General features: G+C 70.8%; 8 protein-coding genes. All 8 read right to left on the bottom strand.

Annotation, left to right across the window (positions count from 1 at the left end; genetic code table 11):
- Positions 1 to 152 precede the first annotated feature (152 nt).
- A complete protein-coding gene (pepN, locus tag ACZ61E_RS28500) occupies positions 153 to 2,723 on the bottom strand; it encodes an aminopeptidase N (RefSeq protein ID WP_469702883.1) in 2,571 nt (856 codons plus the stop codon).
- A gap of 207 nt (positions 2,724 to 2,930) precedes the next feature.
- Positions 2,931 to 3,593: a DUF6875 domain-containing protein gene (locus tag ACZ61E_RS28495; RefSeq protein WP_469702882.1), complete on the bottom strand. Its 663-nt coding sequence runs from the start codon at positions 3,591 to 3,593 to the stop codon at positions 2,931 to 2,933.
- A gap of 126 nt (positions 3,594 to 3,719) precedes the next feature.
- Positions 3,720 to 4,382 (bottom strand): hemerythrin domain-containing protein, encoded by a 663-nt coding sequence (locus ACZ61E_RS28490; protein WP_469702880.1) that lies wholly within the window; start codon positions 4,380 to 4,382, stop codon positions 3,720 to 3,722.
- 154 nt (positions 4,383 to 4,536) lie between these two features.
- Positions 4,537 to 6,375 (bottom strand): acyl-CoA dehydrogenase, encoded by a 1,839-nt coding sequence (locus tag ACZ61E_RS28485; protein WP_469702879.1) that lies wholly within the window; start codon positions 6,373 to 6,375, stop codon positions 4,537 to 4,539.
- 88 nt (positions 6,376 to 6,463) lie between these two features.
- Positions 6,464 to 7,561 (bottom strand): pyridoxal phosphate-dependent aminotransferase, encoded by a 1,098-nt coding sequence (locus tag ACZ61E_RS28480; RefSeq protein ID WP_469702877.1) that lies wholly within the window; start codon positions 7,559 to 7,561, stop codon positions 6,464 to 6,466.
- A 30-nt stretch (positions 7,562 to 7,591) separates the two neighbouring features.
- On the bottom strand, positions 7,592 to 9,238 hold the full coding sequence (locus tag ACZ61E_RS28475) for an AMP-binding protein (protein ID WP_469702876.1): 1,647 nt from the start codon (positions 9,236 to 9,238) through the stop codon (positions 7,592 to 7,594).
- A 2-nt stretch (positions 9,239 to 9,240) separates the two neighbouring features.
- Positions 9,241 to 10,251: an acyl-CoA desaturase gene (locus ACZ61E_RS28470; protein WP_469702874.1), complete on the bottom strand. Its 1,011-nt coding sequence runs from the start codon at positions 10,249 to 10,251 to the stop codon at positions 9,241 to 9,243.
- Between the two features lie 94 nt (positions 10,252 to 10,345).
- On the bottom strand, positions 10,346 to 11,818 hold the full coding sequence (locus ACZ61E_RS28465; protein WP_469702873.1) for an MFS transporter: 1,473 nt from the start codon (positions 11,816 to 11,818) through the stop codon (positions 10,346 to 10,348).
- Between the last annotated feature and the right edge of the window lie 21 nt (positions 11,819 to 11,839).

Raw genomic sequence — 11,839 nt, 5'->3', positions numbered from 1 at the left:
AACAAAACCTCCCAACCCCCCCCCCCCCCCCCCTTCTTTGCAGGTGGAAGGTCGCCGGGGGGGGGGGGGGGGGAGGGGGGGGGGGGGGGGGGGCTCCCCCCCCCACCGCCCCCCCCCCCCCCCCCGACCGACGTCAGGCCGTCAGGCCGTCCTCACCCCGCCGCCCCGTCGGCCGCCTGGGCGCGCAGCGCGCGCTCCACGCCCGCCCGCGACTCCGACATCAGACGCCGCAGCGAGGCGTTCGGGGAGGCCGACTCCAGCCAGGCGTCCGTCGCGTCCAGGGTCGACGGCGCGATCTGGAGCGCCGGGTACAGGCCCAGCGCGATCTGCTGCGCCATCTCGTGGCTGCGCGAGTCCCACACGTCCTTGACGGCCGCGAAGTACTTCTCCGTGTACGGCGCCAGCAGTTCGATCTGGTCCGTCTGGACGAAGCCGCCGATGACCGCCTCCTGGAGCGCGTTCGGGAGTTTGTCGGACTCCACGACCGACGCCCACGCCTCGGCCTTCGCCTCGGCGGTCGGCCGCGCCGAGCGGGCCGCCGCCGCGTGCCGCTCGCCCGCCGCCGTACGGTCGCGCTCGTACTCCGCGGCGATCTCCTCCTCGTCGTGCAGACCGACCGCCGCCAGCCGCTGGACGAGCGCCCAGCGCAGCTCCGTGTCGACGGCCAGGCCATCGACCGACTCCGAACCGTCCAGCAGCCCCTGGAGCACGTCCAGTTGCTGCGGGGTACGGGCCGTCGCCGCGAAGGCGCGCGCCCACGCCAGCTGGTGGTCGCTGCCCGGCTCCGCGGTACGCAGGTGTGCCAGCGTGGCCTCCGTCCACTGCGAGAGCCCCGCCTCCCGCCACTCCGGCGCCGCGTACAGGTCCAGCGCGAGCTTCACCTGACGGTGCAGCGACTGCACGACGCCGATGTCCGTCTCCTTGGCGATGCCCGACAGCACCAGCGCCAGGTAGTCCCGGGTGGCGAGTTCCCCGTCGCGCGTCATGTCCCACGCCGACGCCCAGCTCAGGGCGCGCGGCAGTGACTCGGTGAAGTCCCCGAGGTGCGCGGTGACGACCCGCAGCGACTCCTCGTCGAGGCGGACCTTCGCGTACGACAGGTCGTCGTCGTTCAGCAGGATCACCGCGGGCCGCGGCGTGTTGTGCGGGAACGGCACCTGTGTCAGCTCGCCGTCGACGTCCAGCTCGATCCGGCTCGTGCGGACCAGCTTGCCGTCCGCGTCCAGGTCGTAGCAGCCGATCGCGATGCGGTGCGGGCGCAGCACCGGTGTGCCCTTGGCGCCCGGGGGCAGCGCGGGCGCCTCCTGCCGCACGGCGAGCGAGGCCACGTGCCCGGACTCGTCCAGCTCGATCTCCGGCCGCAGGACGTTGATCCCCGCCGTCTCCAGCCACGCCTTCGACCAGGTCTTCAGATCACGCCCGGAGGTCTCCTCCAGCGCGCCCAGCAGATCGGTCAGGCGCGTGTTCCCGAACGCGTGCGCCTTGAAGTACGCCTGCACGCCCCGGAAGAACTCGTCCTGCCCGACGTACGCGACGAGCTGCTTGAGGACGGAGGCCCCCTTCGCGTACGTGATCCCGTCGAAGTTGACGAGGACGTCCTCCAGGTCGGTGATGTCCGCCATGATCGGGTGCGTCGAGGGGAGCTGGTCCTGCCGGTACGCCCAGGTCTTCATGGAGTTGGCGAACGTCGTCCACGAGTGCGGCCACCGCGACTCCGGCGCGTGCGCGAGGCACGCGATCGAGGTGTACGTCGCGAACGACTCGTTCAGCCACAGGTCGTTCCACCACTCCATGGTGACCAGGTCGCCGAACCACATGTGCGCCAGCTCGTGCAGGATGGTCTCGGCGCGCGTCTCGTACGCCGCGTCCGTCACCTTCGAGCGGAACACGTACTGGTCGCGGATGGTGACCGCGCCCGCGTTCTCCATGGCGCCCGCGTTGAACTCGGGCACGAACAGCTGGTCGTACTTGGCGAACGGGTACGCGTAGTCGAACTTCTCCTGGAACCAGTCGAAGCCGAGCCGGGTGACCTCGAAGATCGCCTCCGTGTCCAGGTACTCGGCGAGCGAGGGCCGGCAGTAGACACCGAGCGGCACCGACCGGCCGTCCTTCTCGTACGTGCTGTGCACCGAGTGGTACGGGCCGACGATCAGCGCGGTGATGTACGTCGAGATCCGCGGCGTCGGCTCGAAACGCCACACGTTCGATTCGGGCTCCGGCGTCGGCGAGTTCGAGACGACCGTCCAGCCCTCGGGGGCCGTCACGGTGAACCGGAACGTCGCCTTGAGGTCCGGCTGCTCGAACGACGCGAACACGCGCCGCGCGTCCGGCACCTCGAACTGCGTGTACAGGTACGCCTGCTGGTCGACCGGGTCGACGAACCGGTGCAGACCCTCACCGGTGTTGGTGTACTCGCAGTCCGCGGTCACCGTCAGCTCGTTCGCGCCCTGCCGCAGATGGGGGAGCGCGACGCGCGCGTCCCGGAACACCGCGGCCACGTCCAGTGCCTTGCCGTTGAGCACCACCTCGTGCACGGCGGGCGCCACCAGATCGATGAAGGTCTCCGCCCCGGCGTCCGCGCTCTCGAAGCGCACCGTCGTGACGGACCGGTAGGTCCCGCCCTCCTGGGCACCGCTGAGATCGAGGTCGATCTCGTACGAGTCCACGGTGAGGAGGCGCGCCCGCCGCTGCGCCTCCTCGCGGGTCAGATTTGTGCCAGGCACCCGGTCAGCTCCTCGGATCGTTACGTTTTGGCCCATCCTTCCATGCGGAGCCCGCCGCCCGGTGGCCTGATGCCCGGGGGCGTGACCCGGCCCGCCGTACCCGGCGAACCGCGCGACACCGGCGCCCGCGAGGTCGAACGGGACTCGGGGCGGCTCGTTCTCGAGATCGTCGCGCGGTGGGGAACCGCTGGTGAGGTGACGGGGAGGTCAGGCCCTGTCCCACCGGTCCCGCGCCGCGGCGTACGTCTCGGCGAACAGCGGGTCGACGGCCGGTCCCCGCTCGTGCCGTGTGCCGTACCGCTTCTCGTAGGCGGCGAACCACTCGGGATCGGAGTCGAGGAAGAGCACGTCGTGGAAGGCCATCCGGCGCATGGCGAGCATCGGCACCGGAGCCCGGGCCACCTGGAACTCAGGGTTGCGGGCGGCCCGTTCGTCGCAGTGCGGATGGAACTGCGCGGCCATCAGCTCCCTGTCCACCAGCTCGGGCTTGACCAGGCGGTGCGCCTCGTCGAGCAGGCGGAAGCGCCGCTCGGGGAGACCCGAGAGCACCAGCACCAGCGTGTGCAGGGTGCGGTTACGGCCCTCCCAGCGGATGGTCTCGAACGTCTCGGCCATCCGGCGCACCACTTGCACCAGGCCCTCGGTGTCGATCTCCGGATCGACCTCCCACTCCCTCAGCAGGAAGGTCCCCGCCCTCGTCGCGGGTTCCACGAAGGGGCAGACCGCGCCCTCCCTGTTGGTGCCCTCGTGCGGTCGGGTGATGAACTCCTCGATCCAACGGCGGCCCGCTTCGAGGAGCGCCGACGGTGGGGGGCCCGTCGCGTCCCCTCCCTTCTGCCCCGGGGGCGGGGAATATATTGGTACTTGCATAGATATTCCCTCTCATTCGGGATGTGCTGAACCGCCACCCGGGGTCACACGAGTTGGAAGTGTTCGGTGACCGGGCGGTTCAGTTGTTCGGTTGTTTCCGGCGCGCCGGAGCCGGGCGCCGGTGGATCAGTCCCCTGGCCGGTGTGTTCGGTAGTGCTCACCGAAGGCGGCGAGCCGGTTCTTCTCCAGCCAGCCGCTGAACAGCCGCCCGACCGGTGCGCCGGGCACACCGTCGCGCTCCCCGGGACCCGCCGCGGACAGCAGCCAGGCCGGCATGAACCGCAGTGTCCAGACCGGTGCCGTCTTGCGCATGTGCTTCGCGAAGCCCTTCCAGGTCCTGTCGTCCAGGGCGGGGGCCAGTCGTCCCGACAGCTCGCGTTCCTCGTCGGCGGCGTGCTTGGCGAGCTGCACGCGCAGCTCATCCGTCCGGGTGGCCAGCTCAGCCGGGGCCGCCTCATCGGTACCGAGCCGCCGACTCGTCGTGTGCCAGGTGTGCAGGACCTTGGTGAGCTCCTCGTGCTCGGCGGTCATCAGGGCCAGCGCCTCCTCGTCGGCGCCGCGTTCGCGCAGCTTCGGCCAGAGGAAGTCGTCCTCGCCCTCGTGGTGGTGCTCGATCAGCTGGAAGATCTTTTCCACGTAGTCGCGCAGAGCGGCGGTGCGTTCGGCGTTGACCGCCGGCAGTTCACGGGCGGCGCGGCCGATGCGCTCAAGGTCGCGCACCATGGCGCGGTGAGCCAGCAGCATCGTCTGGTGGCCCGGGGCGAGGACGGTGGTGTGGGACTCGGTCACGAGCGGCTCCTTGCATGCGCGACGATGAGGGGACCTGGGGCGTGCTTCGGAAGTGGCGCCGTCCGCCCGAAGGGCGGGACCTGTGAGACACGCCCTGGAGGGGCCGGGCGCTTCGCGGGTGGCGAGCCGACGGATCGCGGTGCCCGGTACCTGGTCACCAGGCGTCGTCCGGCAGCTCCATCAGGACGCTGTCCTGGCGTTCGGCGAGAGCGCGTTGGACGGTGAGCAGCGGAAGCACCTCCTGTGCGAAAAACCTGGCCGTCGCTATCTTGCTCAGACAGAACGCGTGCTCGGCGCTGTTCCGGTCATCCTGATACGTCGCCAGCTTCTCCTCGGCCACCGTTGCCTGACGGAGCAGCAGCCAGCCGAGCAGCACGTCGCCGGTCGCCATCAGCAGCCGTGTGGTGTTCCGCCCCACCTGGTGGACGGCCGTCGGCTCCTCCAGCGAACGGAGCAGCCATGCGCCCATGACGTCTGCCATCGCGCGCAGTTGCGCCACCGCCTCCGCGAGCAGCGCACGCTCCGCCGCCAGGCCGCCACCCGTCTCGTTGCGCGCCTCCTTCTCCACCTCGGCGAGCAGGGCGTGCAGGGCCGAGCCCTGGTCCCGGGCGACCTTGCGGAAGAAGAAGTCCATCCCCTGGATGGCGGTGGTTCCCTCGTACAGGGTGTCGATCTTGGTGTCGCGGATGTACTGCTCCAGCGGAAAGTCCTTCATGTAGCCCGCTCCGCCCAGAATCTGCAGGGCGTGGTTGAGCTGCTCGCAGGCGCGTTCGGAGCTGTAGCCCTTGACGACGGGCAGGAGCAGGTCGTTGAGAGCCGTCGCCTCCTCGTCGGTGCTCCCCTCGGCGAGCGCCGACGCGATCCGGTCCTGCACGGTCGCCGTGTAGAGGACCAGGGCGCGCAGCCCCTCCGCGAAGCCCTTCTGGAGCAGCAGCGAGCGCCGTACCTCCGGGTGCCGGATGATGGGCACCTTGGGTGCGGAGCGGTCGCCGAGGGCGGCCAGGTCCGAGCCCTGCACCCGCTCCTTCGCGTACGCGGCCGCGTTGAGGTATCCGGTGGACAAGGTGGCCGCGGACTTGGTCCCGACGATCATCCGGGCCTGTTCGAGGATCTGGAACATCTGCCGGATGCCGTCGTGCTCCTCGCCGAGCAGCATGCCGACCGCCGGCTCCTCGGCCCCGAAGGTGAGTTCACAGGTGGCCGAGGCCTTGAGGCCCATCTTGTCCTCCAGCGCGGTGGCGTAGACCCCGTTGCGGGCCCCCAGCCGGCCGGTCGCCGGCTCGGCGATCCGGAACTTGGGCACCAGGAACAGTGACAGTCCCTTGGTCCCGGGACCGTGGCCGTCCGGCCGGGCGAGTACGAAGTGGACGATGTTCTCGGCCAGATCGTGCTCGCCGGAGGTGATGAACCGCTTGACCCCCTCCAGGTGCCAGCTCCCGTCGGGTTGCCGCCGCGCCCTGGTCCGGCAGGCGCCCACGTCACTGCCCGCCTCGGGTTCGGTCAGCACCATGGTGCCGCCCCATTGCCGTTCGGCCATCACCCGGGCGAGCTGCCGTTGCTCCTGGTTGCCCAGGCGGTCGAGGACTCGCGCGAAGCCGACGAACCCCTGATAGAGGTAGAGCGCGGGGTTGGCGCCCAGAGCCAGCTCCGCCACCGCCCAGCGCAGCGACGGCGGCACCTCGGCCCCACCCTGCGACACCGGCAGGTCGAGCAGGTGCCAGCCGCCCTCCAGCCAGGCCCGATAGGCGCGCTTGAAGGAGTCGGGCAGCGTGACCGAGCGAGCCGCGGGATCGTAGACCGGCGGGGTGCGGTCCGCCGCCACGGAGGCGTCCGCCAGTTGGTGCACGGCCAGGCGCTCGACCTCGGCCAGCATGGCCCGCGCGGTCTCCTGGTCGGTTGCGGCGAACGCCCCCCGACCGTATGCCCCGGCGCGGCCCAGCACCTCGAAGAGGACGAACTCCAGGTCCCGCAGATTCGACTTGTAGTGGCTCATGGCCGGTTGCTCCGCTCCATTCGTGAGGTGTGCCGATCCGGCGCCGGAATCGGGCTCCGTGCCGGGCGGCACTCGGCACGGAACCGGGTCACGGTCGGCCGAGCAGCTGGGTCAGAGCTGCGGCGAGGCGCTCGACCTCCGCCTCCGTACCGACCGAGATGCGCAGCAGGCCCGGCAGCCCGAGGGCGGTCAGATCGCGGACGAGGACGTGGTGCTCCTCGGCGAGACGGGCAGCGAAGCGGGCGCTGTCGCCAGGTTCGGAGCCCTTCCCCGGAACCTGCGCCATCACGAAGTTCGCCGCCGAGGGAAAGTAGCCGAGACCCAGCGAGTCCAGGGTCTTGCACAGCAGCTCCCTGACCCTGGCGTTGTCCGCCCGCACCCGGTCCAGGTACTCGGGTACGTCCAGGGCGCGCCGCACCGCCCGCTGGGCCTGGCGGTTGACGTTGAAGGGCAGCGCCATCGCGGTGGTGTTGAGCTGCCCGATCAGGTCCGGTGGGCCGACGGCGAAGCCCGCGCGCACCGAGGCCAGGCCCCACGCCTTGGAGAAGGTGCGGGTCACCAGCACCCGCCGCCCCTCCCGCACCGCCTCCAGCGCGAACTCGTGGGCGGGGCCGGCGAAGTCGATGTACGCCTCGTCGAAGACCAGCACGGTTCCGGTGCTCTCGGCGGTGTCGATCAGCTCATGGACCTCGTCGCGGTCCAGCAGCGCCCCGGTGGGGTTGAGCGGGTTGCAGACGAACGTGAGGGCGGCACCCTGCCGCATGGCGGCCGTGAGGCCGGCGACCGGGATCGCCGCGCCCGTCAACGGGACGGTGTGCGTCCGCGCGCCCACGGCCGCGGCCGAGGTCACGTAGCCGGGAAAGGTGCCGCCGGTGGTGGCGACGAAGCCGCCGGTCCCGCGCAGGAACGTCAGCGAGGCGAGCAGCACCAGCTCATCGGTGCCGTTGCCGAGCGCGATCATCTCGGGGGCGACCCGGAAGTGCTCGGCCAGCCGCTCCCGCATCGCCGCGCACTCGCTGTCCGGGTAACGGTTGAGGTGGTCGGAGGCCTCGGCGCACACGTCCTCGACCGTGCCGGGCGGAGGGCCGTACGGGTTCTCGTTGAGGTGCAGGCGAAGCCAGTCCTCCCGGCCGGTGATCTCTGTGGAGGTGAAGAAGTATGGCTGAGCCGGGCCGTCTTGCGGCATGGAATCCTTCTCTCGAACGGTGTCGACGGGTCAGCCGAGGAGGACCCGGGCCAGGGTCTTGAACGAGTCCCCGCCCGGCCTCAGGGCGGCCCGGCAGCGGAAGCGCTGGACCTTCCCGCTGGGGGTCCGGGGCAGGTGGCCGCGCTCGACGAAGACGCACTCCGCGAGCGCGATGCCCGACTTCTCACGCGCGACGGCGGCGGCCCGGTCGGCGATCAGGTGGAAGTCGTCGCTCCGCCGCTTGGGCTCCATCAACAGGACCAGCCGGGAGACGCCGCCGTCGGCCACGTCGACCAGAGCCGAGCACCCCGTGCGGACCGAGCCGAGCGACTCGACCGCCGACTCGATCTCGCTGGTGTAGACGTTGCGCCCTCCTACCGAGATCAGGTCGTCGGCCCGGCCGACGAAGTACACCTCGCCCTCGTGGACGAAGCCCAGGTCGCCGGTGTGCAGCACGCCGTCCCGGAACCGCTCGGCCGTCTGCACGGGGTCACCGAGGTAGCCGGAGGCCAGACTGGGGGAGGAGACCAGGAGCTGTGAGACCCGGCCCGGCTCCTGCGTGGTCACCGTGACCCCGGGAAGCGGCGTTCCGTTGGATACCAGCCGCGTGGCGCCCGGAGTGCCGTCGGGGACCTCGGTGATGTCGCCGGCCATCAGCCCCGCCCCGTCGAAGCTGCGGGTGGACGGTTCCTGCCACGTCCTGCTGCTGGAGACCGCCAGGGTCGCCTCGGCCATGCCGTAGGCCGGCATGAACGCCGCCCGGGACAGGCCCGAGGGCCCGAACGCGGCCATGGTGGTCTCCAGGGTCGCCGCGTCCACTCGCTCGGCGCCCACGACGAAGACCTTGAGGGCGAGCGGCTTCGGCAGCGGCGTGCGGCCCTGCGCCCTGGCCGCCAGGTACAGGGCGGTGTTGGTGCCGGCGGACATGGTGGCGCCGAACTCCGACATGTCCCGGAACCAGGTGCGCGGCGCCATCCCGAAGCGTTCGGGGGAGGAGAGGACGAAGTCGTAGTCGAACGCCCAGGCGTTCAGCAGGGTTCCGAAGATCCCCATGTCGTGGGAGAGCGGCAGCCAGGAGACGATCGTCTCGTCGCCCACGCGCCCGTCCGCCAGGTCGTAGAGCATGTGCAGGTGCGTCGCGATGGCGCGGGAGGTGAGCGCGCAGCCCTTGGGCACGCTGGTGCTGCCGGACGAATACTGGACGAAGGCGGTCTCCTCCGGGCCGGGCGGCGACGGGTCGATGTGCCCGCCGCCGTACAGCGAGGTCCAACTGCGGACCGGGAGCCGCGCGGCCAGCCCGGCCGGCACCATCGGCGCGATGGTCTCGTCCGTCAGCAGCACCGTGGCATCGAGCCGCTCGGTCAGCCGCGTGAGCTGACTCCCGTACTCCTCGGGTGTCTGGCCGCGGGCCGGCAGCGGGAAGGACGCGACGGTGCCGCCGGCCAGCCAGACCGCGAGCAGGCCGCGCACGGTGTGCGCCGAGTTGGTCAGGACGGTGGCGACCCGGGTCCCGGGCCGCACACCGGCCGCACGGAGCGTGGCCGCCATGCCGTGCGCCTCCCGCACGACCTCGCGCCACGGGGTGTGCCCGAAGCCCTCCCCGTCCCAGTGGTGCAGGACTCCCCGGGACCGGCCGCGCAGCAGCAGGTCCCACAGTTCGGTGCCGGTGGCTGCCACTGCTACTCCACGTCCACGAGGGAGATGTCGGAACCGTCGCGCGACCGGTGCGCCATGGGGGCGATGCTCTGCTGCCCGGTCAGCAGCTCCTCCCGGCTGAGCTTGCTGCCCTCGACCCGGCTGACTCCGGCCTCGCGCATCGTCATCCGCTCGGGGTCGATCCGGATGACCTTCCAGGCCAGCCGGGTCCGCTCCAGACTCCAGATGAAGACGGCCGAGAGATCGACCTCGTACCACTTCATCCCATGCCGCGCGGAGCGGGGGAAGGCGTGGTGGTTGTTGTGCCACGCCTCACCGAAGGACGGCAGGGCGAGCCAGGCGACGTTGCGGGACTCGTCGGTGGTGGCGAACCGCCGGCTGCCGAAGTAGTGGCCGATGGAGTTCACCGCGTACGTCATGTGATTGATCAGGAAGATCCGCACCAGGCCGCCCCACAGGATGCCGGTCAGCAGCGCCTCGACGGAGCCCCCGGTGATGGCGAAGGCCAGCAGGCCGGGCAGCAGGATGCCGGCGGCGACGACGGCGATGAAGTTCTCGCTCAGCCAGCGCAGCGGCTTCTCGCGGACCAGGTCCGGGCAGTAGCGGATGGGGTCGGACTTGAGCCCCTCGTCGAAGAGCCATCCCAGGTGCGCGTGCCACATGCCGGTCATCGCGCCCCTGAAACCGGGTGCGAAGCCGAGATGGGGGCTGTGCGGGTCGCCCTCCTTGTCGGCGACCCGGTGGTGCTTGCGATGGTGGGCCGCCCAGATGATCGGAGGCCCTTGGCCCGCCAGCACGCCGGCCGTGGCGAGCGCGACGCGTATCGGCTTGTACGTCTCGAACGCGCGGTGCGTCAGCATCCGGTGGTACCCGGCGGAGATGCCGAGCCCCGATATCGCGTACATGATCAGGGTGACCAGCACATCGGTCCAGCCGAAGATGTTGTTCCAGGCCAGCACCATGGCCGCGCCGAGTGCGAGCAGTGGTACCAGTGACGCGACGAGCATGTACCAGCGGTGTTCTCTGCCGTCCATATCCTTGCTGTCCTCTTCTCTCGTTCCTGCCGTGTCCGGTTTCTGTGGCGCGTGGTCGTCCTGTCGGGCCGACAGGGGCGCGGGCTTGCGGGATTCAGACGCCCGAGGTGGTCTCCGGGTCGAACTCGGTGCGCAGCGCGGGCAGTGCGAGTGACAGCAGCGCGGCACACCCGGTGAGCACCGTTCCGAGCAGGAACGCCGAGTGGAAGCTGGTCAGCAGCGCGTCCGGCAGAGCGGCGCCGGAGGAGACCTCGTCATCCAGCCGGCTGCTCGCCAGGGTGGCCAGGACGGCGAGTCCGATCGCGCCGCCGATCTGCTGGCCGGTGTTGAGCACCCCGGAGGCCGCCCCGGAGTCCGCCTTGGGCACTCCGCTGACGGCCGCCACCACCAGCGGCACCATGGCCAGCCCGTAACCCGCCGCGCACAGCAGCAGGGTCGGCAGCAGATCCGCCGCGTACGACGCGTCCAGCGGTGTCCTGAGCAGCAGCCCGAGCCCGAGGGTCGCCGAACCGAGGCCGACGAGGCACAGCACACGGCTGCCCACCTTCGGCAGCAGCTGGATCGCGATCCCGGAGAAGACCGCCATGGTGACGCCGAACGGTGCCCAGGAGACACCCGCCTTCAGCGGCGACCAGTCCAGCAGGTTCTGCATGTACTGGGTCAGGAAGAAGAAGATCCCGTACAGCCCCGAGGCCGCGAGCAGCATCATGACGTTGGCGGTGGCGATCTGCCGGTTGGCGAAGAGGCCGAGCCGGATCAGCGGTTCGTCGGCGCGCTGCTCCCGCACCACGAACGCGGCCAGCAGCACCGCGGAGCCGATCAGACCGCCCACGGTCTCCGCGGATCCCCACGGCCGGTGGTTGGTGCTGATGACGGTGTAGACGAGGAGCAGCAGCGCGCCCGTGATGAGCACAGCCCCGGTGCCGTCGGTGGAGGGCCGCTTCGCGGGCCGCTCGGCGCGGTCGGCGAGCGCGGGCCGCAGCGTGAGGGCGAACAGCAGGATGCCGATGGGGATGTTCACGAAGAACACCCATCGCCAGTCGATCAGATCGGTGATGACGCCGCCCAGCAGCACCCCGGAGACACCGGATATGCCGGTGAGCCCGCCCCAGATACCCAGCGCCCTGCGCCGCTCCTTGGCCTCGCTGAAGACGGTGATGAGGATGGTCAGGGCGGCCGGACTCAGCAGCGCCGCGCCGAACCCCTGGGCCCCGCGGCCCACGATCAGCGTTTCCGGTGAGTTGGCCAGCCCGCACCCGAGCGAGGCGAGGGTGAAGACGCTCAGCCCGGTGAGGAACACGCGACGGGGGCCGAACAGGTCGGCGCAGCGGCCGCCGAGCACCAGGAAGCCGCCGAACAGCAGCATGTAGGCGTCGACGACCCAGGCCAGCGAGGCCCGCTCGAAGCCGAGTTCGTCGCGGATGGTCGGCAGCGCCATGGCGACGACGGTGTCGTCGATGATGACCATGAACTGCGCACCGCAGGTGACCGCGAGCGCGAGTCCGGCCGCCTTGCCTGCCGCGCCGGTCGGGGGGCCCTTGGTGGGCCGGACTGTTCCCCTGCTCATTGAGATTCCTTCACGTCGGGT

The sequence above is a fragment of the Streptomyces sp. NPDC104581 genome, from assembly GCF_055583685.1.
The sequence above is the reverse complement of the archived record's forward strand: the minus strand, read 5'-3'. Positions and strand labels throughout refer to the sequence as shown.